Annotated in this window: 26 protein-coding genes; 25 read left to right on the forward strand and 1 reads right to left on the reverse strand. The window is 41.5% G+C overall.

Going from position 1 to position 26,390, the window contains the following annotated elements; genetic code table 11:
- Positions 1-3 precede the first annotated feature (3 nt).
- From MK395_RS09905 to MK395_RS09945, 9 genes are all read left to right on the forward strand, one after another.
- Positions 4-1,107: a glycosyl hydrolase family 8 gene (locus MK395_RS09905; protein WP_084880248.1), complete on the forward strand. Its 1,104-nt coding sequence runs from the start codon at positions 4-6 to the stop codon at positions 1,105-1,107.
- A gap of 122 nt (positions 1,108-1,229) precedes the next feature.
- Positions 1,230-2,630 (forward strand): bifunctional Cof-type HAD-IIB family hydrolase/peptidylprolyl isomerase, encoded by a 1,401-nt coding sequence (locus tag MK395_RS09910; protein ID WP_251463689.1) that lies wholly within the window; start codon positions 1,230-1,232, stop codon positions 2,628-2,630.
- A 1-nt stretch (position 2,631) separates the two neighbouring features.
- Positions 2,632-2,991: a S1 RNA-binding domain-containing protein gene (locus tag MK395_RS09915; protein ID WP_000689619.1), complete on the forward strand. Its 360-nt coding sequence runs from the start codon at positions 2,632-2,634 to the stop codon at positions 2,989-2,991.
- Between the two features lie 53 nt (positions 2,992-3,044).
- Positions 3,045-3,794, forward strand: a complete 750-nt coding sequence (locus MK395_RS09920; protein WP_125413051.1) for a tRNA1(Val) (adenine(37)-N6)-methyltransferase — start codon at positions 3,045-3,047, stop codon at positions 3,792-3,794.
- Positions 3,784-4,068, forward strand: coding sequence for a GIY-YIG nuclease family protein (locus MK395_RS09925; protein ID WP_125413052.1), 285 nt, complete (start codon positions 3,784-3,786; stop codon positions 4,066-4,068). Before MK395_RS09920 ends, MK395_RS09925 begins: the two co-directional genes overlap by 11 nt.
- An 84-nt stretch (positions 4,069-4,152) precedes the next feature.
- Entirely contained in the window at positions 4,153-5,088 is a 936-nt protein-coding gene (locus MK395_RS09930) for a manganese-dependent inorganic pyrophosphatase (protein ID WP_000036035.1), read from the forward strand.
- Positions 5,089-5,173: 85 nt separating this feature from the next.
- Positions 5,174-5,686, forward strand: coding sequence for a YiiX/YebB-like N1pC/P60 family cysteine hydrolase (locus MK395_RS09935; RefSeq protein WP_251463691.1), 513 nt, complete (start codon positions 5,174-5,176; stop codon positions 5,684-5,686).
- Positions 5,670-6,320, forward strand: coding sequence for a DUF1803 domain-containing protein (locus MK395_RS09940; RefSeq protein WP_268711783.1), 651 nt, complete (start codon positions 5,670-5,672; stop codon positions 6,318-6,320). Before MK395_RS09935 ends, MK395_RS09940 begins: the two co-directional genes overlap by 17 nt.
- 101 nt (positions 6,321-6,421) lie before the next feature.
- Positions 6,422-6,622: a CsbD family protein gene (locus tag MK395_RS09945; protein ID WP_000051178.1), complete on the forward strand. Its 201-nt coding sequence runs from the start codon at positions 6,422-6,424 to the stop codon at positions 6,620-6,622.
- Between the two features lie 31 nt (positions 6,623-6,653).
- On the opposite strand, the gene MK395_RS09950 is transcribed toward MK395_RS09945, so the two are convergent.
- Positions 6,654-8,099, reverse strand: coding sequence for a UDP-N-acetylmuramoyl-L-alanyl-D-glutamate--L-lysine ligase (locus tag MK395_RS09950; protein ID WP_268711784.1), 1,446 nt, complete (start codon positions 8,097-8,099; stop codon positions 6,654-6,656).
- A gap of 105 nt (positions 8,100-8,204) precedes the next feature.
- On the opposite strand from MK395_RS09950, the gene MK395_RS09955 reads away from it, so the two are divergent.
- The 16 genes from MK395_RS09955 to MK395_RS10030 all read left to right on the forward strand — a co-directional run bounded on the left by MK395_RS09955 (position 8,205) and on the right by MK395_RS10030 (position 26,383).
- Positions 8,205-9,827: a putative polysaccharide biosynthesis protein gene (locus tag MK395_RS09955; RefSeq protein ID WP_268711785.1), complete on the forward strand. Its 1,623-nt coding sequence runs from the start codon at positions 8,205-8,207 to the stop codon at positions 9,825-9,827.
- A 202-nt stretch (positions 9,828-10,029) separates the two neighbouring features.
- A complete protein-coding gene (locus MK395_RS09960; protein WP_247941028.1) occupies positions 10,030-11,988 on the forward strand; it encodes a peptide ABC transporter substrate-binding protein in 1,959 nt (652 codons plus the stop codon).
- A 145-nt stretch (positions 11,989-12,133) separates the two neighbouring features.
- Positions 12,134-13,228, forward strand: coding sequence for a cystathionine gamma-synthase (locus tag MK395_RS09965; RefSeq protein ID WP_181186811.1), 1,095 nt, complete (start codon positions 12,134-12,136; stop codon positions 13,226-13,228).
- Between the two features lie 7 nt (positions 13,229-13,235).
- Entirely contained in the window at positions 13,236-14,402 is a 1,167-nt protein-coding gene (locus MK395_RS09970) for a MalY/PatB family protein (protein WP_268711786.1), read from the forward strand.
- A 92-nt stretch (positions 14,403-14,494) separates the two neighbouring features.
- Positions 14,495-17,590, forward strand: a complete 3,096-nt coding sequence (locus tag MK395_RS09975; RefSeq protein ID WP_268711787.1) for a DEAD/DEAH box helicase — start codon at positions 14,495-14,497, stop codon at positions 17,588-17,590.
- 47 nt (positions 17,591-17,637) lie between these two features.
- Positions 17,638-18,249 carry a cystathionine gamma-synthase gene (locus tag MK395_RS09980; RefSeq protein ID WP_125457515.1) on the forward strand — a complete coding sequence of 204 codons (612 nt, stop codon included), beginning with the start codon at positions 17,638-17,640 and terminating at the stop codon, positions 18,247-18,249.
- An 11-nt stretch (positions 18,250-18,260) separates the two neighbouring features.
- Positions 18,261-19,595: a UDP-N-acetylmuramate--L-alanine ligase gene (gene murC, locus MK395_RS09985; protein WP_254735633.1), complete on the forward strand. Its 1,335-nt coding sequence runs from the start codon at positions 18,261-18,263 to the stop codon at positions 19,593-19,595.
- A gap of 9 nt (positions 19,596-19,604) precedes the next feature.
- Complete coding sequence (locus MK395_RS09990) at positions 19,605-20,072, forward strand: GNAT family N-acetyltransferase (protein ID WP_268711788.1); 468 nt, start codon at positions 19,605-19,607, stop codon at positions 20,070-20,072.
- On the forward strand, positions 20,069-20,572 hold the full coding sequence (locus tag MK395_RS09995) for a GNAT family N-acetyltransferase (protein ID WP_268711789.1): 504 nt from the start codon (positions 20,069-20,071) through the stop codon (positions 20,570-20,572). The genes MK395_RS09990 and MK395_RS09995 overlap by 4 nt, the downstream gene beginning before the upstream one ends.
- A 74-nt stretch (positions 20,573-20,646) precedes the next feature.
- On the forward strand, positions 20,647-22,398 hold the full coding sequence (gene mltG / locus MK395_RS10000) for an endolytic transglycosylase MltG (protein WP_268711790.1): 1,752 nt from the start codon (positions 20,647-20,649) through the stop codon (positions 22,396-22,398).
- A 62-nt stretch (positions 22,399-22,460) separates the two neighbouring features.
- Positions 22,461-22,943: a transcription elongation factor GreA gene (greA, locus tag MK395_RS10005; RefSeq protein WP_000818765.1), complete on the forward strand. Its 483-nt coding sequence runs from the start codon at positions 22,461-22,463 to the stop codon at positions 22,941-22,943.
- A gap of 76 nt (positions 22,944-23,019) precedes the next feature.
- Complete coding sequence (locus MK395_RS10010) at positions 23,020-24,384, forward strand: amino acid permease (protein ID WP_268711791.1); 1,365 nt, start codon at positions 23,020-23,022, stop codon at positions 24,382-24,384.
- Positions 24,385-24,484: 100 nt separating this feature from the next.
- Complete coding sequence (locus tag MK395_RS10015; RefSeq protein ID WP_268711792.1) at positions 24,485-24,895, forward strand: GNAT family N-acetyltransferase; 411 nt, start codon at positions 24,485-24,487, stop codon at positions 24,893-24,895.
- A gap of 57 nt (positions 24,896-24,952) precedes the next feature.
- Positions 24,953-25,549, forward strand: a complete 597-nt coding sequence (locus MK395_RS10020; RefSeq protein ID WP_084943093.1) for an HAD family hydrolase — start codon at positions 24,953-24,955, stop codon at positions 25,547-25,549.
- Between the two features lie 146 nt (positions 25,550-25,695).
- Positions 25,696-25,905, forward strand: a complete 210-nt coding sequence (locus MK395_RS10025; RefSeq protein WP_162284509.1) for a helix-turn-helix transcriptional regulator — start codon at positions 25,696-25,698, stop codon at positions 25,903-25,905.
- On the forward strand, positions 25,895-26,383 hold the full coding sequence (locus MK395_RS10030) for a DUF6773 family protein (RefSeq protein WP_268711793.1): 489 nt from the start codon (positions 25,895-25,897) through the stop codon (positions 26,381-26,383). Before MK395_RS10025 ends, MK395_RS10030 begins: the two co-directional genes overlap by 11 nt.
- Positions 26,384-26,390: the final 7 nt, after the last annotated feature.

Below are 26,390 nucleotides of genomic sequence, written 5' to 3' on the forward strand. Positions count from 1 at the left end.
TCTATGAAAACGAATAAATTAAAATATGTCTGGTTTGTGCTCATCCTTTCTATCTTTTGTTTAGCCTTGTTTTTAGTGAGAGGAAGGACTAAAATCGAGATGCGTAATCGAATTTACAGCCAATGGAGCCAACAGTTCCTTGTTACAAAAGGCGATCAGTCTTATGTTCGTACGACGAATGATTCTGAGGAAACAACAGTCTTATCAGAAGCCCAGAGTTACGGCATGCTCATAACGGTTTTAGCAGCCCAAAAAGGGCAAGCAACACAAGCAGATTATGAAAGCCTTTATCGCTATTACCAAAATCATCGTATCGAGGGAACGCAGTTGATGTCTTGGAAGCAAGTGATCACAAATGGTAGTGAAACGGTTGAGAAGCAGAACGCAACTGATGGGGATCTCTACATCGCTTATTCTTTGATTGAAGCTGCCAAGCAGTGGCCTGATAAAGCACAGGAATACCAAGCGCAAGCTAAAAAAATCTTAGAAGATATTCTTCGATACAATTATAATGAAGAGACAGGTGTCCTAACAGTAGGGAACTGGGCAAACAAGGATTCCGATTATTATTACTTGATGCGGACGTCTGATACTCTTCCTCACTATTTCCAATCTTTCTATGACCTGACTGGAAATAAACAGTGGTTAGATGTTAAGGATAAGATGCTTGGCCAACTAGAGCAAATCAGTTCTCATTCTGATACGGGTCTCTTGCCAGACTTTATCTGGGCTGAGAAGTCTGGGGCACGTCTTGTTGATGCCAATACTATCGAATCTCAATACGATGGGGCGTACTCTTATAACGCTTGCCGTTTGCCTTATCACTTGTCACAGAGTCAGGATGAAAGAAGCCAAAAACTCGTTCAAAAGATGATGGATTTCTTTATGAAAGAGCAACGCATTTATGCTGGTTATGACTTGAACGGAACGGCCCTCAATCAATACCAGGCAGGTAGTTTCTTGGCACCGATTACCTATGCGTCTGATAAGGGAGAAGGTTATCTGAAACTTCTTCAACAAAATAAATACATTTTCACACAAGATTTACCTTTGGACAACTACTATGATGCAACGATGATTACCATGATTGCTCTAGAGATGTTCTAGGATGAAAAGAGAGGGCTAGTTTTTCTGGCTCTCTTTTTGATAGGATTTTCATCTTTTTTCAAAAAAGGAATTTCATCAGCTTTATGGTATAATGGAAGGAGTGATAAAAAAGAGGTAGAGAGATGGATGCAAAATTAAAATACAAGGCAAAGAAGATTAAAATCGTCTTTTTTGATATTGATGATACCTTGCGTACGTCAAAGAAAGGTTTTATTCCAGCTACAATTCCCACTGTCTTTAAACAGTTACGTGAAAAAGGAATTTTAACAGGAATTGCCTCTGGGCGTGGTATTTTCGGTGTCGTTCCAGAGATTCGTGAGCTCAAGCCAGACTTTTTTGTAACTCTGAATGGGGCTTATATCGAAGATAAAAAAGGCCAGGTCATTTATCAGCATCAGATTGACAAGTCAGATGTTGATGAGTATATCTCTTGGACTAAGCGAGAGGGAACTGAGTACGGCTTGGTTGGTAGTCATGACGCCAAACTCTCCACGCGAACAGAACTGATCAGTGAGGCTATTGACCCGATTTATCCGAACTTGGATGTGGATCCAGATTTTCATGAAAAAGCAGATATTTACCAGATGTGGACCTTTGAGGATAAAGGGGATGACTTGCGGTTACCAGATAGTCTCTCTGCTAAACTTCGCATGGTGCGTTGGCATGAACATTCATCTGATATCGTGCCGATTTCAGGATCCAAAGCAACTGGTGTAGCCAAGGTTGTAGAACATCTAGGCTTGAAACCAGAGAATGTTATGGTCTTTGGGGATGGGCTCAATGACTTGGAACTCTTTGATTATGCTGGAATCAGTATTGCCATGGGAGTTTCCCATGAAAAAATCAAAGAAAAAGCAGATTATATTACAAAAACAGTAGAAGAAGATGGCATTTTTGATGCCTTAGAAAGATTTGGTATGGTAGAAAAAGAATTGCATTTCCCACAAGTAGACATTGAAACAGTAGAAGGTCCGCTAGCGACCATTAAAACAAATCACGGAGACTTGCGTATCAAGCTCTTCCCTGAACATGCTCCTAAAACAGTGGCCAACTTTGTTGCTCTGTCTAAAGATGGTTACTATGATGGTGTCATTTTCCATCGTATTATCAAGGACTTTATGATCCAAGGTGGAGACCCAACTGGTACTGGTATGGGTGGCGAGTCAATCTATGGTGACTCTTTTGAAGATGAATTTTCAGAAGAACTCTACAATATCCGTGGTGCCCTTTCTATGGCCAATGCGGGTCCAAATACCAATGGTAGCCAGTTCTTTATCGTACAAAACCAACATTTGCCGTACTCTAAGAAAGAGATTGCGCGTGGTGGCTGGCCTGAACCAATCGCTGAGATCTATGCAGAACAAGGTGGAACTCCTCACCTTGACCGCCGCCATACTGTTTTCGGGCAGTTGGTAGATGCTGAATCATTTGCGATCTTGGATGCCATTGCAGCTGTTGAGACTGGCGCAATGGACAAACCAGTTGAAGATGTAGTAATTGAAACGATTGAAATTGAGGACTAGAATGAAAATTGGTGATAAGCTAACTGGGCGTATTACAGGAATTCAGCCCTATGGTGCCTTTGTCGAGTTAGAGACAGGGGTGACAGGGCTGATTCACATCTCGGAGATTCGGACGGGATTTATTGAAAATATCTATGACATTTTAAAAATTGGTGATGAAGTCCAAGTTCAGGTGGTGGATTTTGACGAATACACTGGGAAGGCTAGTCTTTCTATCCGTACTCTGGAAGAGGAAAAACATCAATTGCCAAGACGGAGACGTTTTTCAAATGATCGGATCAAGCACGGTTTTGCACCACTTGGGCGAATGATGCCTGTTTGGACGCGTGAGGCACTAGAGCATTTAAAGAAGAAGCCATAAATACGATTATTTAAATCATTTGTAATATTAACATAATCTGTTATAATGAAAGTATGAAAGAAGAACAATTATTAAAACCAGGAGAGCGAATCAATCAGCTCTTTTCGACAGATATCAAGATCATTCAAAATAGAGAGGTGTTTAGCTATTCGGTGGATAGTGTTCTTTTATCGCGCTTTCCTCGCTTCCCTAAACGGGGTTTAATTGTGGACTTTTGTGCTGGAAATGGTGCAGTGGGACTTTTTGCTAGTTCACGTACTCAGGCGCGGATAATATCTGTAGAGATTCAGGAGCGCTTGGCGGATATGGCAGAGCGTTCGGTTCAGTTGAATGGCTTGGAAGAGCAGATGCAGGTCATCTGTGATGATTTGAAAAATATGCCTGCCCACATTCAGGGAAGTAAGGTGGATATGATTTTGTGCAATCCGCCTTATTTTAAGGTGGATCCGCATTCTAATCTGAACGAGAGTGAGCACTACCTTCTGGCCAGACACGAAATTACGACTAACCTAGAAGAAATCTGCCGAAGTGCTCAGAGTATTCTCAAGTCTAATGGTCGTTTGGCCATGGTCCATCGTCCTGATCGGCTCTTGGATATCTTGGACATGCTTCAACGCCACAATTTGGCACCTAAGCGCCTGCAATTTGTCTATCCTAAACGAGAGAAGGAGGCCAATATGCTCTTAATCGAAGCTATCAAGGATGGCTCGACCAGTGGCTTTAAGGTCTTACCACCACTCATTGTTCACAATGATGATGGTTCCTATACACCAGAAATTCAAGAGATTTACTATGGATCATAAAGCCTATATGTATGTGGTGGAGTGCCGCGACGAGTCTTACTATACGGGCTATACAACGGATGTGAAGAGGCGCCTTGCCGTTCATAATAGTGGTAAGGGAGCCAAGTATACCCGAGCTCGCTTGCCAGTCAAACTCATCTATGTAGAGGGTTTTGCCAGTAAGGAAGATGCCATGTCTGCCGAAGCTCTTTTCAAGCGCAAGACACGTATGCAAAAAGAAAATTATTTCAAAGAGAATCAAAATAGAAATTTAGTCGATTCTTTTGACTTGTAATGAGGAGTCCTTTGACTCCTCTTACTTTTGTCAAAAAGCGAAAAAAATGCTACAATAAAGAGAATAAAGAAACGAGGTATTATCATGTCTAAGATTCTAGTATTTGGTCACCAAAATCCAGACTCAGATGCTATTGGTTCATCTGTAGCTTTTGCTTATCTTGCAAAAGAAGCATACGGTTTGGATACAGAAGCGGTGGCTCTTGGAACTCCAAATGAAGAAACAGCTTTCGTATTGAACTATTTTGGTGTAGAAGCACCACGCGTCATCACATCTGCTAAAGCAGAAGGTGCAGAGCAAGTCATCTTGACTGACCACAATGAATTCCAACAATCTGTATCAGATATCGCAGAAGTAGAAGTTTACGGAGTTGTGGACCACCACCGTGTGGCTAATTTTGAAACTGCAAGCCCACTCTACATGCGCTTGGAACCAGTTGGATCAGCTTCATCTATCGTTTACCGCATGTTCAAAGAACATGGTGTGGCAGTTCCTAAAGAAATCGCAGGTTTGATGCTTTCAGGTTTGATTTCAGATACCCTTCTTTTGAAATCTCCAACAACTCACCCATCTGATAAAGTCATTGCTCCAGAATTGGCAGAATTAGCAGGCGTCAACTTGGAAGAGTACGGTCTTGCTATGCTCAAGGCTGGTACTAACTTGGCTAGCAAATCTGCTGAAGAATTGATTGATATCGATGCTAAGACTTTTGAACTCAACGGAAATAAGGTTCGTGTTGCCCAAGTCAATACAGTTGATATTGCTGAAGTCTTGGAACGTCAAGCTGAAATCGAAGCAGCAATGCAAGCAGCTAATGCAGCAAACGGCTACTCAGACTTTGTCTTGATGATTACAGACATCGTCAACTCAAACTCAGAAATCCTTGCTCTTGGATCAAACATGGACAAGGTGGAAGCAGCCTTCAACTTCAAACTTGAAAACAATCACGCTTTCCTTCCAGGTGCTGTTTCACGTAAGAAACAAGTGGTGCCTCAGTTGACTGAAAGCTTTAATGCTTAAGATTTTGGGTGTTATTTCAAAATAGAAAACGATGTTTTCGATATAGTTAAAGGGGTTTCGGCTCCTTTTTTTCTAGGAGAGAAAGATGTTAGAAAATGGTGACTTGATTTTTGTGAAGGACCTTTCAGATATGGGGCAGGCCATCCAGGCTTCTACTGGGAACTATAGTCATGTAGCTATCTTTTTGGACGGTTTTGTTTATCATGCAACTGGTGAAGTTGGTGTTATCTGTCAAGAACCAGCTGATTTTTTTGAACCGACTCATCTTTACGACCTTTATGTCTATCCAGAGCTGGAAGCTGACTTGGTGAAGGAGAAGGCTTGTCAGCATCTAGGTGCTCCTTATAATAGCTCGTTTTATCCAGATGGGTCTGGCTTTTACTGCTCCCAGTACATCGCTGAAATCCTACCGATTTTTGAGAGCATACCGATGAAATTTGGTGATGGGGAGCAGGAGATTAGTGATTTTTGGAGAGAATATTACAGGAAACTCGAACTTCCTGTGCCCCTGAATCAACCAGGGACCAATCCTAGTCAACTAGCAGCATCCCCTCTATTAGAATGTAAAGAAAGGAATCTTCATGATTCAGATTTTTAATCCCTCCCGTTTGACTCGACAGCCTTTTTTTATAGATTTGGTGGACTATCTGAACCAGCATAACGATGTGATTCTACGAGAAATCAAGGCCCAGTTTCCAGATGTAGCAGTTGATAAGCTCATGGAAGAGTATATTAAGGCCGGTTTGATCCTAAGGGAAAACAAACGCTATTACCTCAATCTCCCTTTTCTAGAATCAATAGACAGTTTGGCCCTTGACCAAGAAATTTTTATCAGAGAGGATAGTCCAGTCTATCAAGCCTTGTTGGAGAAGACTTTTGAGACAGAATTGCGCAATCAAACCAATGCTGCCATTTTAGTCGAACGTACGGACTTTGCAAGAGAAAAGATGACCCTATCCAACTATTTCTACAAGGTCAAGCACCAATATCCTTTGACAGAAAAACAGCAGAAACTCTATGATATTTTAGGAGATGTTAACCCTGAGTATGCCCTCAAGTATATGACGACGTTTTTGCTCAAGTTCCTCAAAAAAGACCAACTGATACAGAAACGTCGTGATATCTTCGTTGAGAGTCTAGTCGTCTTGGGCTATGTTGTGCAAAACGAAGAAGGGAAGTATGAGTTGGCTGTTGATTTCGACAAGGAACGATTGACTTTCTATTTACCTTAATTGCTTCATTTTGAGCAGATTGTTTGACTTTACTAAAGAATAAGCATAAACTAAATGTAAGCGATAACGTTTATCGTATTAAAAGCAAAGGAGACAGAACTATGTCACTTGAAAATAAATTGGATCAAGCAACTGGTGCTATCAAAGAAGGATTTGGTAAAGTTACTGGTGATAGCAAGACAGAAGCAGAAGGTGCTGTAGAAAAAACAGTTGCCAAAGCAAAAGAAGTTGTTGAAGATGCTAAAGGTGCTGTAGAAGGTGCCGTTGAAGGTCTTAAAAATTCATTTAAGAAAGAAGACTAAAAAAATCAAGGGAAACATTCCCTTGATTTTTTTATAGATAACGTTCTGCGATAGCTGCGTCTCCAGGATAGTCTTCTTTCTTTCCTTGGACGATTTGGTAACAATCAGCTCCCTTGCCTGCAATAATCACGGCATCGAGTTCTTGATCTGTGATGGCCATGGCCGCCTTGATGGCTTGTTCACGATCGGCAATCTTTTCAACAGGATGACTGATATAGCTGCTGATTTCCTCTGCAATGGCCATTGGATCTTCATAGTTGGGGTCATCCGCAGTTAGAAAGACTTGAATCTCAGGATGCTGATTGAGGAGGAGGCCAAAGTCTTTGCGACGACTTTCACCCTTGTTTCCAGTCGAACCGAGAACCAGGGCAATCTTTCCAGTTTGATGGGTTTCAACAACAGAAATCAGTTTTTTCAGACTGTCACCATTGTGGGCATAGTCGATGAAGACCTTGGCTCCATTTTTCTGAGTGAGAACTTCCATACGTCCAGGAACGCGGGTTGCAGCGATTCCTTTTTTGATGTCCTCCAGACTAGCGCCTAGACGGAGACAGGCAAGTCCTGCAGCAACGGCATTTTCTTGGTTAAAGTGGCCGATGAGTTGGATATCATAATCACCAGCGAGTTTACCTGTAGCTGAAAAGCTAAAGGCTTTGGAGTTCTCGATTTGGTTACTTGACTGGCTACCATAGAAGTCATGGTCTTGATCTTCCACTTGTTCTTTCAATACAGAAAAGTGGTCCATGTCGCTATTAATGACAACTGCTCGGCTATTTTTCATCAAGAGACGTTTGTGATAGAAGTAGTCTTCAAAGCTAGGATGCTCAATCGGACCGATATGGTCAGGAGTGATGTTAAGAAAGACACCTACATCAAAGGTCAGACCATAGACTCGATGAACAAGATAGGCTTGGCTAGAGACTTCCATTACAAGATGGGTTCTTCCATTCTTAACAGCCTGAGCCATCATGTCGAAAAGATCGATATTTTCAGGCGTTGAGAAGGAAGATTTAAAGAAGGTCTCGCCATCCAGAGTTGTGTTCATAGTTGACAAGAGAGCTGTTGGGTAGCGTTGAGATAGGATGTGGTAAGCAAAGTACGCTGCTGTCGTCTTTCCTTTTGTCCCTGTGAAAGCGAGAATTTTGAGTTTCTCTTGTGGATTACCATAGAATTCCATCGCAATCAAACTCATGGCTTTCTTGATATCGTTCACAATGATGACGGGGATACCGACTTCGTAGTCCTTTTCTGCGACATACCAAGCTAAGCCCTGACTTATAGCGGATAGGAGGTATTCTTTTTTAAAGGCAGCACCTTTTGCAAAAAAAAGAGTGCCTTCTTTTACTTTTCGGCTGTCATAACTGATGCTATCAAAAACAACTTCACTGTAGTTGTAGTGGTAATGTCCTTGGTCAATAATCTCGCGAAAAAGGCCATCTTTCTTTAAAATATCTAATACGGTTTCAATCTTAATCATACTTTCTATTATAAACTTCACGCCCGAATTTTACAAGTAACAAGGAAAAGTTTATAATGGAAGATAAGGAACTTTTCCTAGTTATCAAAATTGAATGAGGAAACTATGTCTAACGAAAACAATCACCAGCAAGCCCAGATGTTGCGAGGGACTGCTTGGCTAACAGCTAGTAACTTTATTAGTCGCCTCCTTGGTGCTATCTACATTATTCCCTGGTATATCTGGATGGGGACTTATGCCGCCAAGGCAAATGGACTCTTTACCATGGGCTACAACATTTACGCCTGGTTTTTGCTGATTTCGACAGCGGGTATCCCAGTTGCGGTCGCCAAACAAGTGGCTAAGTACAATACCATGCGAGAAGAAGAGCATAGCTTTGCCTTGATTCGGAGTTTTCTAAGCTTTATGACGGGCTTGGGCTTAGTCTTTGCTTTGGTCTTGTATCTCTTTTCTCCCTGGTTAGCAGATTTGTCAGGTGTGGGGAAAGACCTGATTCCCATCATGCAGAGCTTGGCTTGGGCGGTCTTGATTTTCCCATCTATGAGTGTCATCCGAGGATTCTTCCAAGGGATGAATAACCTCAAACCCTATGCTATGAGTCAAATCGCCGAGCAGGTGATCCGTGTTATCTGGATGTTGATGGCAACCTTCTTCATTATGAAGATGGGTTCTGGTGACTACTTATCAGCCGTTACCCAATCGACCTTTGCGGCCTTTGTGGGGATGGTGGCAAGTTTTGCAGTTTTGATCTACTTCCTTGCTCAAGAAGGTTTGCTTAAAAGAGTTTTTGAAACACGGGATAAAATCAATAGTAAGCGACTCTTAGTCGATACGATCAAGGAAGCCATTCCATTTATCCTGACAGGATCAGCCATCCAACTCTTCCAGATTTTAGACCAGATGACCTTTATCAATAGTATGAAGTGGTTTACTAACTACAGCAATGAAGACTTGGTTGTCATGTTTTCTTATTTCTCTGCCAATCCTAATAAAATTACCATGATTTTAATCTCTGTGGGAGTTTCAATTGGGAGTGTCGGCTTGCCGCTGTTGACGGAAAACTATGTAAAAGGCGACTTACCGGCAGCAGCTCGCCTAGTCCAAGATAGTCTCACCATGCTCTTCTTATTTCTACTGCCGGCAACGGTTGGAGTGGTCATGGTAGGGGAGCCTCTTTATACAGTCTTTTACGGTAAGCCAGATAGTCTGGCCATGGGCTTATTTGTCTTTGCAGTTTTGCAGTCTACTATCCTAGGCTTGTATATGGTCTTGTCTCCTATGCTTCAGGCTATGTTCCGAAACCGCAAGGCAGTTCTTTACTTTATCTATGGTTCCATTGCTAAGATCGTCTTGCAATTGCCAACCATTGCTATTTTCCATAGTTACGGTCCCTTGATTTCAACGACTATCGGCTTGATTATTCCGAATGTCCTGATGTACCGAGACATCTGCCAGGTAACGGGTGCTCGTCGAAAGATAATCTTGAAGCGAACCATTTTGATTACCATCTTGACCCTTATCATGTTTATCCTAGTTGGCTTCTTGCAGTGGCTACTCGGTTTTGTCTTCCAACCAAGTGGACGTTTTTGGAGTTTCCTTTATGTGGCTCTCATCGGAGGGCTTGGAGGAGGTCTTTATGGTTTGATGAGCCTACGGACACGACTCTTGGACAAGATAATTGGCAAAGCTCAAGCAGACCGCCTACGTACACGATTGAAAATATCGTAAAAAGATTTATAAATAAAAGTAATGAATTTAACCTTTCTTTAATAGAAAGGTTTTTATACTACATTTTTCTTAAAAAAAGAGAACTTTTTCTAAAATCAAGAGCAAAAAATATGCTTTTTTAAGTTTTTCTTCAGAAATCACTTGACTAAATAAAACTAAAGCTGTATAATAAGACAAAACTTTTAAACAGGAGGTTCTGGAAATGAAAAAGTCTAAGGCCAAGTATCTGACACTTGCAAGTGTCGTGTTAAGCGCAGGTATCTTACTGAGCGCATGTGGAAATTCAAATAGCGCTACTAAAACATATAACTATGTTTATTCGAGCGATCCATCTAGTTTGAACTATCTTGCAGAAAACCGTGCAACAACCAATGACATCGTGACCAATTTGGTGGATGGGTTGATGGAAAATGACCAATACGGTAACTATGTTCCATCATTGGCAGAGGATTGGACTGTTTCTCAGGACGGTTTGACCTATACTTACAAATTGCGTAAGGATGCAAAATGGTATACTTATGAGGGTGAAGAATATGCCCCTGTAACGGCCCAAGACTTTGTCACAGGTTTGAAATATGCTGCTGATAAAAAATCCGAAGCCTTGTACCTGGTTCAAGACTCTGTAGCAGGTTTGGATGACTATATCAACGGGAAAACAAGTGACTTTTCAACTGTCGGTGTTAAGGCGATTGACGACCAAACAGTTCAGTACACTTTGACACGTCCAGAATCTTATTGGAATTCTAAAACAACTTCAACCATTCTCTTCCCTGTCAATGCAGATTTCTTAAAATCAAAAGGGGATGACTTTGGTAAGGTAGATCCTTCTAGTATTTTGTACAATGGACCTTTCTTAATGAAATCTTTTGTTTCAAAATCTGTTATCGAATTCAAGAAAAATCCCAACTACTGGGATGAAAAAAATGTCTTTGTGGATGATGTGAAATTGGCCTATTATGATGGTAGTGACCAAGATGCACTAGCACGTAACTTTGTAGAAGGAGTCTATAGCTACGCGCGTCTCTATCCAAATAGCTCAAGCTTTGAAGGAATTAAAGAGAAGAACAAGGATAACATCATCTATAGTATGCAAAATGCAACTTCTTATTACTTGAACTTCAACTTGGACAGAAAATCTTATAACTTCACTTCTAAGTCCTCTGATATCGAAAAGAAATCAACCCAAGAAGCAGTTCTGAATAAAAACTTCCGTCAAGCCTTCAACTATGCTTATAACCGTACAGCCTATGGAGCACAATCACAAGGGGAGGACGGAGCAACGAAGATTATTCGTAACTTGGTTGTACCTCCTACATTTGTAAGCATCAACGGAAAAGACTTTGGAGATGTTGTTTCAGAAAAGATGGTCAACTATGGCCAAGAATGGCAAGGAATCAACTTTGCAGATGCGCAAGACCCATACTACAATCCTGACAAGGCTAAAGCTAAATTTGCAGAAGCTAAGAAAGAATTGGAAGCTAAAGGTGTACAATTCCCAATCCACTTGGATGTATCTGTAGACCAATCAGCTAAAAAAGGTGTACTTGAAGCAAGCTCTTTGAAACAATCCATCGAATCTGTTCTAGGAGCTGAGAATGTGGTTATCGATATCCAACAGCTATCAACAGATGACTTTGACAACTCTAGCTACCTCGCTCAAACCGCAGCTCAAAAAGACTTTGATATCTATAATGGCGGTTGGAGTGCTGACTACTTGGACCCATCAAGCTATCTTGATATCTTAAATGTCAATAACGGTGGTATGTTGCAAAACATTGGTCTAGAACCAGGTGAGGTCAATGACAAGGCTAAGGCGGTTGGTCTGGATACCTACACTCAAATGCTAGAAGAAGCGAACAAGGAGCAAGAACCAGCAAAACGTTATGAAAAATATGCTGAAATTCAAGCTTGGCTCGTTGATAGCGCCCTTGCAATTCCAAACGTTTCTCAGGGTGGAACACCGACCTTGAGAAAGACAGTTCCATTCTCATCACCATTCTCACAAGCTGGAAATAAGGGTGTCGAATCATACAAGTATCTCAAGTTACAAGATAAGACTGTAACGGCTGATGAGTATGAAAAAGCTAAAGAAAAATGGCAGAAAGAAAAAGAAGAATCAAATAAAAAAGCCCAAGAAGAACTGGCAAAACACGTTAAATAACCAGTCTATTCAACAGGAAAAACGATAGTTTCTCAAGGAACTATCGTTTTTATATAGTTTGAAACTATAACTAGCTCTTGAAAACAAGAAAATGAGTTAGTAAAAATAAGTGGTACAATAGTTACTATAGATTTGGAGGTATTGTATGAGCAAAGAACTACACATCAACACAATTTTGGCCCAGGCTGGGATCAAGTCAGATGAGGCTACAGGTGCATTGGTAACACCGCTTCATTTTTCAACCACTTATCAGCATCCGGAGTTCGGTCAGTCTACGGGATTTGACTATACTCGTACCAAAAACCCAACTCGCAGTAAGGCGGAGGAAGTCTTGGCGGCAATCGAATCAGCAGACTATGCCCTAGCGACGAGCTCAGGTATGGCTGCGATTGTACTAGCTTTTAGTGTTTTTCCAGTAGGAAGTAAAGTCTTGGCTGTGCGTGATCTGTATGGGGGTTCTTTCCGTTGGTTTAACCAAGTCGAGCAGGAAGGCCGTTTCCATTTTACCTATGCCAATACAGAAGAAGAGCTTGTTGCTGAGTTAGAGAAAGATGTGGATGTTCTCTATATTGAAACACCAACTAATCCCTTGATGTTGGAATTTGATATTGCCAAACTAGCCAAACTAGCTCATGCCAAGGGTGCTAAAGTGGTGGTGGACAATACCTTCTACAGTCCGATTTACCAACGTCCGATTGAAGACGGTGCGGATATCGTTCTTCATTCTGCCACCAAGTACTTAGCAGGGCACAATGATGTTTTGGCTGGGGTGGTTGTGACTAATAGTTTAGAACTATATGAACAACTTTTCTACAATCTAAATACGACTGGTGCGGTCTTGTCACCATTTGATAGTTATCAGTTGATTCGTGGTCTCAAAACCCTGCCTCTTCGTATGGAGCGTTCTACAGCCAATGCCCAAGAAGTGGTTGCTTTTTTGAAGGATTCACCTGCTGTCAAGGAAGTGCTCTATACAGGACGTGGAGGCATGATTTCCTTTAAAGTAGTGGATGAAAAACGTATTCCTCATATTTTAAATAGCCTCAAGGTCTTCTCATTTGCGGAAAGTTTGGGTGGGGTAGAGAGTCTGATCACCTATCCGACGACTCAAACCCATGCGGATATTCCAGCAGAAGTGCGCCATTCCTATGGCTTAACAGATGACCTCTTGCGCTTGTCAATTGGGATTGAAGATGCTAGAGATTTGATTGCGGACTTGCGCCAAGCTTTGGAAGGATAAGATAGATATGGGAAAATATGATTTTACAAGCCTGCCCAATCGTTTTGGGCACCATACCTATAAATGGAAAGAAGCAGAAGCTGACCGAGAAGTTCTACCAGCCTGGATAGCAGATATGGATTTTGTGGTTTTGCCTGAGGTTCGACGAGCTGTACAAGCCTACGCAGATCAGTTGGTCTATGGCTATACTTATGCTAGTGATGCTTTGATTCAGTCGGTTCAGGACTGGGAAGCCACACAACATGGCTATCACTTTGATAAGGATGCCCTTGTCTTTATCGAGGGAGTGGTACCGGCCATCTCAACAGCCATTCAAGCCTTTACAAAAGAAGGAGAGGCTGTTCTGATTAACACACCGGTATATCCGCCTTTTGCTCGCAGTGTCAAGTTGAATAACCGCAGATTGATTACCAATTCTTTGGTGGAAAAGGATGGAGTGTTTGAGATTGACTTTGAGCAATTGGAGAAGGAATTGGTGGAAGAGGATGTGAAGCTTTATATCCTTTGCAATCCCCACAATCCTGGTGGACGTGTTTGGGAAAAGGAAGTGTTAGAAAAGATTGGTCATCTCTGCCAAAAACACGGTGTTTTGCTTGTTTCAGATGAGATTCACCAAGATTTGGCCCTCTTTGGTCACAAACACCAGTCATTCAACACCATTGATCCCGCCTTTAAAGACTTTGCTCTTATCCTGAGCAGTGCCACTAAGACCTTTAATATTGCTGGGACCAAGAATTCCTATGGAGTTATTGAAAATCCAAAGCTTCGTGTGGATTTCCAAAAACGGCAGTTGGCCAATAACCAGCATGAAATCTCAGGCTTGGGGTATTTGGCGACAGAAGCTGCCTACCGTTATGGCAAGAACTGGTTAGGAGAGTTGAAAGAAGTCATTGAGGAACACATTAACTATGTAGTGGATATTTTGGGCAACGAAACCAAGATTAAGGTCATGAAACCGCAAGGTACCTACTTGATTTGGCTTGATTTTTCAGCCTATGACCTAACAGATGACCGCTTGCAAGAGCTTTTGAAGAATGAAGCCAAGGTTATCTTGAACCGAGGTTTGGACTTTGGGGAGGAGGGAACTCTTCATGCCCGTCTCAATGTAGCTATGCCGAAGTCAGTACTAGAAGAAGTTTGCCAACGCATCGTGACCACTTTTGCTACACTTTAAAAATCCAGCCTTCTAGGAGAAAAGTCTTCCTAGAAGGCTATTTTCATAGGGGAAAATGTGGTATAATGAAAAGATAAGATAAAGGGGTAACTATGGCTAAATTGATTCCGGGAAAGTTGCGCATGGAGGGGGTTGCACTCTATGAAACAGGCAACATTGAGATTATCAAGGAAAAAGGGAATCGCCTCTATACTCGTGTGGCGGGAGAAGACTTGCGCTACAGTTTAGAGGATGATCTGGTTTTTTGTGCTTGCGATTTTTTCCAAAAAAGAGGTTACTGTGTTCACCTCGCAGCGCTCGAGCATTATCTGAAGACTGATGAAGAAGGCCAGGTGATTTTACAAGTCTTAGAAAAAGGACATGAAGAGCAAGAAGAGGTCGAAACCAAGGTTAGTTTTGGTGGTAGTTTTTTGGAGCGGATCCAACCTCAGAAGAGAGAGAAAATCTACACTTTGTCGGCTCAAGGCCAGGTAGAAGCTGGAACCAATCGCCTCCTTTGGACTCTCCGAATCGGTTTAGTTGATAGTCAAAAATATTATGTCATTCGTGACATCCCTCTCTTTTTGAAGGTCTTGGTCCATCGAAAGCCATATATGATTGGGAAACACTATGAAAATGACTTGTCTTGGGATGCTTTTGATACAGCTAGTCAGGAAGTTCTTACTTTTTTATGTGGCTTGATTGAGGAGGGACTGAGTCAAGAGCTCTTTTTTCCCAATCAAGGTCGTCACCTCTTTTTCCCTCTGACCTTTTTTGAGCAGGGAGTGGGGTTATTGATGAACTTGGAAGATTTTCATTTCGAACACCAGATTACTAGTTATGAAAATCTTCTCTTTCATGATTTAGATCCAGAAGCAAACCTTTTCTCTTTTTCCGTGCAGGAGTATCCCGATTATTTTGAGATGGAGATTTCTGAAAGTGAGCGAGTCAACGTATTCTATGGGGGAGCGGTTCTCTTTCGTAAGGGGAATCTTTATCTCTTAAATCCTAAACAAATCAGCCTCCTAAAGGAAATCAAGGAGCTTCCTCAGGAGGAAAGAGGGAGAAAATGCCTCCAGTTTGACAATAGTGATCGTGACCGCCTAGCCGCCTGTCTGCCTTTGTTTGGACAGCTGGGCACAGTTTCTGCTCCTGAACGCTTGCAAATCAGACCCTTTTCACCAATCTTTTACTTTGATAGGGAGGATGACGGCCGCATCCGCTTGAATATTCAGTTTGACTATGGAGATGTTAAGGTAACTAGTCGTCAACAGCTGGAACAATTACCATTTTCAAGCGATGCTGTCTTGGAAAACCAACTATTTCAAGTCTGTTTAGGGGCTGGTTTTGAGGCTGATTTTCAGTCTTGGAGACAGGCTTTGAAGCCAGAGGCAGTTTATTCTTTCTTTCACCATACGATTCCAGCTTTTGAGAAGTTGGGTCAGGTTTTCTTGTCTGATGAGATGAATCAGCTCTACAGCATCCAAGCTCCTCAGGTTCAGATTGAGTCCAAGGGAGGACTGTTGGAAATCCAATTTGATTTCCAAGGGATTGCCCAAGAAGAGATTGATCAAGCTCTTAAAGCCCTGACCAGCAATCAGGATTTCTATATCAGTTGTTCTGACCAAGTGTACTTTTTTGATGAGGAAACCAAGCAGATTCGTCAAAATTTGCAGGAACTGGGAGTTGAGCTAAAAGATGGTTCTTTTCAAGCTCGAAAATCTCTAGCTTATAGCCTTTCTCAGCTTTTTGAAGGTCGAGACAGGATTTCCTTCTCAGAGGAATTTCAGCACTTAGCTCATGATTTGACTCATCCAGAGGATTTTCCTTTGGGAGATATACAGGTTCAGGCGAGTTTGAGAGACTATCAGGAAAAGGGTGTCCGTTGGCTCCAGATGCTTCATCACTATGGCTTTGGTGGCATCCTAGCCGATGATATGGGACTGGGAAAAACACTGCAAACTATTGCTTTTTTGACCAGTCAGGTGACCGAAGAAAGTCGGGTCTTGATTTTAGCGCCGTCAGGTTTAATCTACAACTGGGCAGATGAATTTAGAAAATTTGCCCCACAGTTGGATTTGGCTGTCGTTCATGGTTTAAAAGCGAATCGAGAAGCAATTCTTTCTGAAAATCACCAAATCTATGTGACTAGCTATGCCACCTTTCGTCAAGACAGCGAGCTTTATCAAGAGATGGCTTTTGATTTTCTCTTCTTAGATGAAGCCCAGGTCATGAAAAATGCCCAAACCAAGATTGCTCAGAGTTTGCGCCAGTTTGTGGTGCCAGCAGTCTTTGCTTTGTCAGGTACGCCTATCGAAAATCATTTAGGAGAGTTGTGGTCTATCTTCCAAATTGTGCTTCCAGGGCTCTTGCCAAGTAAAAAGGAGTTTATGAAATTACCGGCTGACCGAGTCGCGCAGTTTATCAAGCCTTTCGTCATGAGGCGTAAGAAAGAAGAAGTCCTTACAGAACTGCCTGATCTGATCGAAGTCGTCTATAAAAATGAACTGGAAGACCAGCAGAAGGCCATCTATCTCGCCCAGTTGCAACAGATGCGAGACCGACTATCCCAAGTGACAGATAAAGAATTCCAGAGAAGTCGGGTAGAAATTTTATCTGGTCTCATGCGTTTGCGTCAGATTTGCGATACGCCAGCTCTCTTTATGGACGATTACCAAGGAGCTAGTGGTAAATTGGATAGTCTCCGAGATTTATTGCTACAAGTGGCTGCTGGTGGGCATCGGGTCTTGATTTTCTCCCAGTTCAAAGGAATGTTGGAAAGAATCGAGCAAGAACTCCCAGACTTGGGCTTGACCTCCTTCAAAATCACAGGTTCAACTCCTGCTCAAGACAGACAGGAGATGACCAAGGCCTTTAACAAAGGGGAGAGAGATGCCTTTCTCATCTCCCTTAAGGCGGGTGGTGTTGGTCTCAATCTAACGGGAGCTGATACGGTTATTTTGGTTGACCTTTGGTGGAATCCTGCGGTTGAAGCCCAAGCTATCGGACGAGCTCACCGCATGGGGCAGGAGCAGAAGGTAGAGGTCTATCGTTTGATTACCAAGGGGACCATTGAAGAAAAGATCCAAGAACTTCAAGAACAAAAGAAACATTTGGTTTCCCAAGTTTTAGATGGTACGGAGTCGCGTGCGAGTCTCAGTCTAGCAGAAATTCGTGAAATTTTGGGAATTTCTGAAGCCAGCACTTGAAAAATCAAGACAATACGCTATAATGAAGAGTTGAAAGGAAATACAAAATGAAACAAGATAGATTTCCATTGGTGTCAGATGATGAGATCATGCTGACCAAAATGCCAGTCATGGACTTGTACGATGAGTCAGACTTTATTAGCAATATCAAAGGTGATTACCGCGATAAGAACTATTTGGAATGGTCTCCTATCAATGAGGAAGAAACCGTAGTTTCTCCAGTGGTTACTAAGGAGTCAAAGCCGAGCCCAGAACCTAAAAAAGTTGAAAAAACGTATGCTGAGTTGGCTCGAGAAGAAGCGCGTGCGGACTTGAAGAAGAAACGCTCAGCCAAGTATTTGACTCAAGATGTTAGTCATACTAGACGACACAATGGTTCAACACTTGTTCGTCAAGGAAACCAACCAACAGCACCATTTCAAAAGGAAAATCCAGGTGAGTTTGCCAAATTTAGTAAAAACTTGAGCCAGTCTCACTATATCTTAGCTGAGGAGGTTAGCCAAGTGGCGAATCCAACTCCGAAAACCCAAACGGAAAAAACTAAAAAGAACAACTATGATTTTTTAAAGAAGAGTCAAATCTATAATAAAAAGAATAAGCAAACAGAACAGGAACGTCAGGTTGCCCAAGAGTTGAATCTGACAAGAATTACTGAGTAGGGGAGAAAAGCATGTCAAAAACATATCATTTTATTGGAATCAAGGGATCAGGGATGAGTGCCCTAGCCTTGATGTTGCACCAAATGGGACACAAGGTTCAAGGTTCAGACGTTGAAAAATACTACTTTACTCAACGTGGACTAGAGCAGGCAGGGATTGCCATTCTTCCTTTTGATGAAAAGAACCTACAAGGTGATGTGGAGATTATCGCGGGAAATGCCTTCCGTCCAGATAACAATGTTGAAATCGCCTATGCCGACAAAAATGGTATCAGCTACAAACGTTACCATGAATTCCTAGGTAGCTTTATGCGCGACTTTGTCAGCATGGGAGTGGCAGGAGCACATGGAAAAACTTCAACAACAGGTATGCTGTCACACGTCTTGTCTCACATCACAGACACCAGCTTTTTGATTGGAGACGGGACAGGTCGCGGTTCAGCCAATGCCAAATATTTTGTCTTTGAATCAGACGAATATGAGCGTCATTTCATGCCTTACTACCCAGAATACTCTATCATCACCAACATTGACTTTGACCATCCAGACTACTTTACAAGTCTAGAGGACGTTTTCAATGCCTTTAACGACTATGCCAAACAAATTACCAAAGGTTTGTTTGTATACGGTGAAGATGCTGAGTTGCGTAAGATTACAGCCAATGCGCCAATCTATTACTATGGGTTTGAAGCTGAGGACAATGACTTTGTAGCTAGTGATCTCCTTCGTTCTACGACTGGTTCAACATTCACCGTTCACTTCCGTGGACAAGAGTTGGGTCAATTCCACATTCCAACCTTTGGTCGTCACAATATTATGAATGCGACAGCTGTTATTGGTCTTCTTTACACAGCTGGATTTGATTTGAACTTGGTCCGTGAACACTTGAAAACTTTTGCAGGTGTTAAGCGTCGTTTCACTGAAAAAATTGTCAATGATACAGTGATTATTGATGACTTTGCCCACCATCCAACAGAAATCATTGCAACCTTGGATGCTGCTCGTCAGAAATATCCAAGCAAGGAAATCGTGGCAGTCTTCCAACCGCATACCTTTACAAGAACCATTGCCTTGTTGGACGAATTTGCCCATGCATTGAATCAAGCAGACGCCGTCTATTTAGCGCAAATCTATGGATCAGCTCGTGAGGTGGACCATGGTGATGTCAAAGTAGAAGACTTAGCCAATAAAATCAACAAGAAACACCAGGTTATCACTGTTGAAAATGTTTCTCCGCTCCTAGATCATGACAATGCTGTTTACGTCTTTATGGGTGCAGGAGACATCCAAACCTATGAATATTCATTTGAACGTCTCTTGTCTAACTTGACAAGCAACGTCCAATAAGGAAAGCAGATGGAAATTCCAATCACTATAAGGCAAGCTACCCTATCAGATTTAGAAGAAATGTGGGCGGTTGAAGAAGCCAATCCTACATCAGAAGAGGCATTTAGCCGCCAATCCTTAGAAGAGAGTATCCGCAAGACTGAGGGTACCTTTCTTGTAGCTGGGGATGAAAATCAGCTCTTAGGCTATGTTTTGGGAGAAGCTCAGTATCTTCATCCCAAATGGATAGAAATAAAATCATTGACCATTCATCCTGACCATTGGGGACAGGGGCTGGGAACTCTTCTTCTTGCAGCCTTGAAACAGGTGACAGTTGAACTAGATTATCAAGGTATTCTTTTGCATAGTCCTGATGAACTACTATCATATTTTGAAATGAATAGCTTTGTTGAAGAAGAAGTGACAGGGAGTCAATATGACAGTGGTTCTGAATGGTATATGACTTGGGCTAATCCCTTTTATCAGGAGGAAATATGAAAATCAGACAAGCGAGATTTTCAGATTTAGATCGGATTATAGAGATAGAGCTAGAGAATTTCTCCCTTGAAGAAGCCATTCCTCGTTCGGTCTTTGAGGCGCATTTGCAGGAAATTCAGACCAGTTTTCTGGTAGCTGAAAAAGAGGGGTGTATTCTTGGTTATATCGAAGGTCCAGTCGTCCCACACCGCTATCTACATGATCAGTCCTTTACAGAAGAAATAAAAGACTATAGCCATCAATCTGGAGGTTATATTTCTGTGACTTGCCTATCTATTGCCAAGGAAGCACAAGCTTTGGGAGTGGGGAAAAGACTATTAAAGGCTTTGAAAGAAGTCGCTTTAGAACATGAGCGAGAGGGCATTAACCTGACATGTCATGATTACCTTATCTCCTATTACGAAAAGTACGGCTTTGTTAATGAAGGAATATCCCAGTCAAGCTTTGCTGGGGAAACATGGTATGATATGGTTTGGCAGCCAGAAAATAAAGAAAACTAGCTAGGGAATGCCCTAGTTAGTTGCTTTTCTGCGACTTTTAAGATATAATATTAGGGATTGTCAACAAGGAGGTAATGCTTTTGACTGAAAAATCAAGAGAAGAAGAAAAATTAAGCTTTAAAGAGCAGATTCTACGTGATTTAGAAAGAGTAAAAGAACAAGATAAAAGAGAGAAAGAAGTAGAGATTCCAAATCTGACGGCTTCATCATCTCAAGCTAGTTCAGCAACTCCTTCAGATCTTGAACCAGAAACATCAACAGAAGAGTTGATGGCTGATTCCCTATCTGTTGTCGATAAAATCCTAAAGAATGCACCAAGTGTTCCTCCACTTTCAAGTGCTAGAACTGATGAAACGGATGGACAAGAAGAGAAAGAGATTAGACAGCCAATCATTGACAAGATTGAAGTTGTAGAATCTGAAGAACCTCTAGTAGAGCCGATTCGTATGGCTGAAGAACCTGTAGTGGAACCTGTTCAACCTAAGGTAGAACCAGTTGAGCTTAAACCCGAGGAAAAAGAATTTAACGATACTCCGACTAAGGTAGCCGTAACCTATAAAACAGAAGACAAGAAAGAGGAAATCACTCCAGGAATGCCTGAAAGAGTTGAGCCTGTTTCTACAGAATCTAGCAGTGGATTAGCTGATGCTCCGCGTCGTAGTCGTCGTCAAGGTGCAACATCAACTAAGAAAAAGAAAAAATCAAAAGCCAAAGGTTGCCTAGTAACAGTTTTAGTTCTCGTAGTACTCGTTGCAGTTGGTGGTTACTTTGGTTATGGTTACGTTCAAGATTCTTTGAAACCTGTTGATGCGAGCTCTAAGGATTACGTAACGGTTCAAATCCCAGACGGTGCAAATGTTCAAGAAATTGGAAGCACCTTGGAAAAATCTGGTTTGGTTAAACATGGACTTATCTTTAGCCTTTATGCTAAATACTATAGCCATGCCAACTTGAAGTCAGGTTATTACAACTTGAAGAAGAGTATGAGTACGGATGAGTTGATTCAAGAATTGGAAAAAGGTGGGACTCCTGAAGCTCAGGCACCTGTTCTTGCAAACTTGACAATTCCAGAAGGCTATACGTTGGAGCAAATCGCTCAAACAGTAGGACAACTTCAAGGTGAATTTAAAGAACCTCTTACTGCGGATGCTTTCTTGGCAAAAGCTCAAGATGAGACCTTTATCTCACAATTAGTAGCCAAGTATCCAAACCTACTTGGAAGTCTTCCAACAAAAGACAGTGGCGTTCGTTATCGTCTTGAAGGCTACCTTTTCCCAGCGACCTATACGATCAAAGACAGTACAACTGTTGAAAGTTTGATTGATGAGATGGTGGCTGCTATGGATAAGGCTATGTCACCATATTACGCTACGATCAAAGAAAAGAATCTGACAGTTAATGAATTGCTCAGCATTGCTTCTCTTGTCGAAAAAGAAGGAGCTAAGACCGAAGACCGCAAGAAAATCGCAGGTGTCTTCTATAACCGCTTGAATGCCGGTATGCCACTTCAAAGTAATATCGCTATCCTATATGCTCAAGGAAAACTTGGTCAAAAGATTAGTTTAGCAGATGACGCTGGAATTGATACAACGATTGATTCACCATACAATGTTTACACGCACCTTGGCCTCATGCCTGGACCGGTTGATAGCCCAAGTTCGGATGCGATTGAAGCAAGTGTAAACCAGACAAAGAGTGAGTACTTGTACTTTGTAGCGAATGTTGAAGACGGCAAAGTATACTTTGCGACAACAAAAGAAGAACATGATCAAAACGTTGCAGAGCATATCAATAGCAAGTTACCTCAAGCAAGTAGTTCAAACTAAAATTATGTGGTTTTCCACATAATTTTGTTTTAAAAAAGTAAATAGAAAAGAAAGTTAAAAAAATGGCAGAAAAAACTTACCCAATGACCCTTGAAGAAAAGGAAAAACTAGAAAAAGAATTAGAGGAGTTGAAACTCGTTCGACGTCCTGAAGTCGTAGAGCGTATCAAGATTGCTCGTTCCTATGGAGACCTTTCAGAAAATAGTGAGTATGAAGCAGCGAAAGATGAACAAGCTTTTGTTGAAGGACAAATTTCAAGTCTAGAAACAAAAATTCGTTATGCTGAAATTGTTAATAGCGATGCAGTTGCCCAAGATGAGGTAGCAATCGGTAAAACAGTAACAATCCAAGAAGTCGGTGAAGACGAAGAAGAGGTCTACATCATCGTCGGTTCTGCAGGTGCAGATGCTTTTGCTGGTAAAGTCTCAAATGAAAGTCCGATTGGCCGTGCTTTGATTGGCAAGAAGACTGGCGATACTGCAACGATTGAAACACCAGTTGGTAGCTATGATGTCAAAATCTTAAAGGTTGAAAAAACAGCCTAAATAGGATGAAAAAGGAGTAGTGAAGGTTTTGCCTTGCTCAACTCCTTTTTGGTTTTTTGGATAAATAGGAGACTATATGAGTTCAAATAAGAAGAAAAATAAAATGGAGCGTGGTTTAACCAATCGCCATGTTCAGGTGATGGCCATTGCGGGAACAATCGGAACCGGACTTTTCCTAGGTGCTGGTCGCTCTATCAGCCTTACAGGACCTTCGATCATTCTGATTTACATGATCACAGGAGCCTTTATGTTTTTGATGATGAGGGCTGTTGGAGAGATGCTGTATCAGGATCCAGAACAACATACCTTTATCAACTTTATCACCCGTCATTTGGGGAAAGGCTGGGGATATTTCTCAGTTTGGTCTTATTGGTTGTCAGTTGTCTTTATCGGTATGGCAGAAATCACTGCCATCTCAGACTATGTCCGCTTCTGGTTTCCCACATGGCCTAGCTGGATGATTCAGCTTGTCTTTTTAACGATTTTGGCTTTGGTCAATCTGATTGCAGTTAAGCTCTTTGGCGAAGTCGAGTTTTGGTTTGCTATGGTCAAGATTGTGGCGATTTTAGCCATGATTGCCACTGGGGTATTTATGGTTTTGACAGGCTTTAAGACACCGCATGGTGTTGCAAGCTTGGCAAATATCAGCGACCAGTTCTCTCTTTTTCCAAACGGAGTTATGAACTTTGTCATGGCCTTTCAAATGGTATTTTTTGCCTATCTGATGATTGAGTTTATCGGGGTAACAACTTCTGAAACAAAGAACCCTCGTCAGGTCTTGCCCAAAGCTGTTAAGGAAATTCCTCTCAGAATTATCTTCTTCTACGGGGGAGCTCTCATTGCGATTATGGCCATTATTCCTTGGTCTTATCTTAATTCTTCAGATTCTCCATTTGTAACGGTCTTTGAACTGGCAGGGATCAAGTGGGCAGCGGCTCTAATCAACTTTGTTGTCTTGACCTCAGCAGCGTCTGCGCTTAACTCAACTCTCTACTCAACAGGGAGACACTTATATCAGATTGCCCATGATTCGCCAAATCGTTTCTTAAAGGCCATCAAGGTCGATACCCTTTCTCGTCACAATGTTCCACAAAATGCCATCATTGCCTCAGCAATCTTGATTGCTCTCGCTGCCTTTATCAATGTGCTACCAGGTGTTTCAGATGCCTTTGCTTTGATCACCGCATCCTCATCAGGTGTTTACATCGCGATTTATATCTTGATTATGGTGGCCCATCTCAAATACCGCAAGTCACAAGACTTCATGGCTGATGGCTACCTTATGCCTCAGTATCGCTTGCTTAATCCCCTAACCATTCTCTTTTTTGTCTTTGTTTTCGTGACTCTCTTTTTGCAAGAGTCTACCTTCATGGGGGCAGTTGGTTCTGCTATCTGGATCTTTGTTTTTGGGATTTATAGTCAGTGGAAATTTAGAAAATAAATCATGAACTCATCAACTCTGTTTGGTGAGTTTTTGCTAGTTTGACAGTTTATTGAAATATGACTATAATCAAGTTGTAGCAGTTTATTAGGAGGTTTGAATGCACGTTAGATTGGAAAATAAGGAATCGCTTAAAGCGCAAGAAATAGGGGATTTGATTCGTGCTTATAATCGTTCCAAAAGAGAAGAGGTTGAGAGCGAGCCACTGAATCTTTATCTCGAAGACGAAAAGGGCAATCTCATGGCGGGCTTAGTAGCTGAGACTTTCGGAAATTGGCTGGAAATCGAATATTTGTTTGTGAAAGAGGAATTACGGGGACAAGGAATCGGTTCGAAACTATTGCAGCGAGCAGAAAATGAAGCCAAGAATCGAAACTGTCGTTTTGCTTTCGTGAATACTTACCAGTTTCAAGCACCAGATTTTTATCTAAGCCATGGTTACAAGGAAGTCTTTACCTTGCAAGACTATCCCTACACAGGGCAAAGATACTATTACCAAAAGGATTTGTGAGCTATTACTCTGCAAAAATCAAATAGGAAATCTTCACATCACTATGGAGGTAGGTTAATGGATATCATACTAGATATGGGCAACGTCTTATTAGAATGGAACAAGGATAAGATTTTGCAAGGCGTTTCGGATACGAAGGAAGAATATTTGGTTTTAGATAAAGCCATTTTTCAGTCGGGACTTTGGGAAAGATTAGATCTTGGGACCATGACGAGAGAAGAATTGGTGCTTAAACTTGTGTCGATGATTGGAAGTACCTATCAAAAGAAAGTCGAAGAAGTTATCTGGAACTGGCTTAGCTACATTGATATTTATAGGGAAGTCTTTCCTGTTTTGTCAGAACTAAAGAAAAAGGGACATCGCATCTTTGTCTTGTCCAATACCTCAAAGGTATTTTATGACTTGCTGGAAGAGCAACTATCTCCCTTAAAAGAACTTTTAGATGGTTTTGTCCTATCCTGTGATATAAAAGCTATAAAGCCTGATTTGGCAATGTTTAAGGGGATTCTCGATAAATACCAGCTAGATCCTACAAATTGTGTCTTTCTAGACGATATTGAGGACAATACAAACACAGCTCAGAAATTGGGCATCAAGGGCTGTCAGGTCAAGAAAAGAAGTGATGTCGTCGATATTTTGAAATCCTATATTTGAACTCAACACTCTCTACTTTTGTGGTAGAGAGTTTTCTTGTTAATAAAATCTTACAAAATGAAATTTATATATTGCATTAAGTTAGATATATGGTATAATGTTTTTAAAAGAAGCGTAACTTTTTAAAAATGTGAAGGAGGATGCTAGTGGCTAAAAATTTAAAATTAAAATTAGCTCGGGTAGAGCGTGATTTAACACAAGGGGAATTGGCAGAAGCTGTAGGTGTTACTAGGCAGACTATAGGCTTGATTGAAGCTGGGAAATACAATCCCAGTCTCTCCCTCTGCCAGTCCATTTGCAGATGTTTAGGCAAAACTTTAGACCAACTATTTTGGGAGGAAGAAGATGAAAAATAGATTTTTTTATTATCAATTATTAGACGAAAGAGAAGAACAACTGATTAACAAAGCTGGAGCAGAGTCTTTCTATGTGTTTATCGGGCTCATTCTGCTAAGCTATCTGGTGGCTGTATTAGCACCTGCTCTTTTTAATCCTGATATTCTTCTTGTTACCCTTCTTTTAGGAATTTTCTTCTTTTTCAATCGTGCACGACAACTTGGAGTGACCTACTATAGTCGTTTTCATTTTACGATTGTAGGGTGTTTGCTGCTAACTCTCGCTATTACGACTCTCTTGATGCTGCAGAATTATCAATTCAATATCGAAATTTATCAGCACAATCCTCTGAACGTTAAATACTTGTCTGCTTGGGTCATTACTTATCTGATTTACCTTCCTTGGGTTTTTATCGGCAATCTCGGGCTTAAAAGTTATGGCGAATGGGCTCAAAAAAAGTTTGAGCAAGATATGGATGAACTGGAGACTATGGAATAGCTTGTTA

This window comes from Streptococcus oralis (genome assembly GCF_026782085.1).
Lineage (GTDB): Bacteria > Bacillota > Bacilli > Lactobacillales > Streptococcaceae > Streptococcus > Streptococcus oralis_DA.

Coding starts and splice junctions, on each gene's coding strand:
- MK395_RS10030 (WP_268711793.1), top strand. CDS start 25,895: ATGAAAAATAGATTTTTTTATTATCAATTATTAGACGAAAGAGAAGAA.
- MK395_RS09970 (WP_268711786.1), top strand. CDS start 13,236: ATGGGAAAATATGATTTTACAAGCCTGCCCAATCGTTTTGGGCACCAT.
- MK395_RS09935 (WP_251463691.1), top strand. CDS start 5,174: ATGTTAGAAAATGGTGACTTGATTTTTGTGAAGGACCTTTCAGATATG.
- mltG (WP_268711790.1), top strand. CDS start 20,647: ATGCTTTTGACTGAAAAATCAAGAGAAGAAGAAAAATTAAGCTTTAAA.
- MK395_RS09940 (WP_268711783.1), top strand. CDS start 5,670: ATGATTCAGATTTTTAATCCCTCCCGTTTGACTCGACAGCCTTTTTTT.
- MK395_RS09920 (WP_125413051.1), top strand. CDS start 3,045: ATGAAAGAAGAACAATTATTAAAACCAGGAGAGCGAATCAATCAGCTC.
- MK395_RS09975 (WP_268711787.1), top strand. CDS start 14,495: ATGGCTAAATTGATTCCGGGAAAGTTGCGCATGGAGGGGGTTGCACTC.
- MK395_RS09980 (WP_125457515.1), top strand. CDS start 17,638: ATGAAACAAGATAGATTTCCATTGGTGTCAGATGATGAGATCATGCTG.
- MK395_RS09990 (WP_268711788.1), top strand. CDS start 19,605: ATGGAAATTCCAATCACTATAAGGCAAGCTACCCTATCAGATTTAGAA.
- greA (WP_000818765.1), top strand. CDS start 22,461: ATGGCAGAAAAAACTTACCCAATGACCCTTGAAGAAAAGGAAAAACTA.
- MK395_RS09905 (WP_084880248.1), top strand. CDS start 4: ATGAAAACGAATAAATTAAAATATGTCTGGTTTGTGCTCATCCTTTCT.
- MK395_RS09925 (WP_125413052.1), top strand. CDS start 3,784: ATGGATCATAAAGCCTATATGTATGTGGTGGAGTGCCGCGACGAGTCT.
- MK395_RS10020 (WP_084943093.1), top strand. CDS start 24,953: ATGGATATCATACTAGATATGGGCAACGTCTTATTAGAATGGAACAAG.
- MK395_RS09955 (WP_268711785.1), top strand. CDS start 8,205: ATGTCTAACGAAAACAATCACCAGCAAGCCCAGATGTTGCGAGGGACT.
- MK395_RS09965 (WP_181186811.1), top strand. CDS start 12,134: ATGAGCAAAGAACTACACATCAACACAATTTTGGCCCAGGCTGGGATC.
- MK395_RS10010 (WP_268711791.1), top strand. CDS start 23,020: ATGAGTTCAAATAAGAAGAAAAATAAAATGGAGCGTGGTTTAACCAAT.
- MK395_RS09950 (WP_268711784.1), bottom strand. CDS start 8,099: ATGATTAAGATTGAAACCGTATTAGATATTTTAAAGAAAGATGGCCTT.
- murC (WP_254735633.1), top strand. CDS start 18,261: ATGTCAAAAACATATCATTTTATTGGAATCAAGGGATCAGGGATGAGT.
- MK395_RS09960 (WP_247941028.1), top strand. CDS start 10,030: ATGAAAAAGTCTAAGGCCAAGTATCTGACACTTGCAAGTGTCGTGTTA.
- MK395_RS09995 (WP_268711789.1), top strand. CDS start 20,069: ATGAAAATCAGACAAGCGAGATTTTCAGATTTAGATCGGATTATAGAG.
- MK395_RS09910 (WP_251463689.1), top strand. CDS start 1,230: ATGGATGCAAAATTAAAATACAAGGCAAAGAAGATTAAAATCGTCTTT.
- MK395_RS09915 (WP_000689619.1), top strand. CDS start 2,632: ATGAAAATTGGTGATAAGCTAACTGGGCGTATTACAGGAATTCAGCCC.
- MK395_RS10015 (WP_268711792.1), top strand. CDS start 24,485: ATGCACGTTAGATTGGAAAATAAGGAATCGCTTAAAGCGCAAGAAATA.
- MK395_RS09945 (WP_000051178.1), top strand. CDS start 6,422: ATGTCACTTGAAAATAAATTGGATCAAGCAACTGGTGCTATCAAAGAA.
- MK395_RS09930 (WP_000036035.1), top strand. CDS start 4,153: ATGTCTAAGATTCTAGTATTTGGTCACCAAAATCCAGACTCAGATGCT.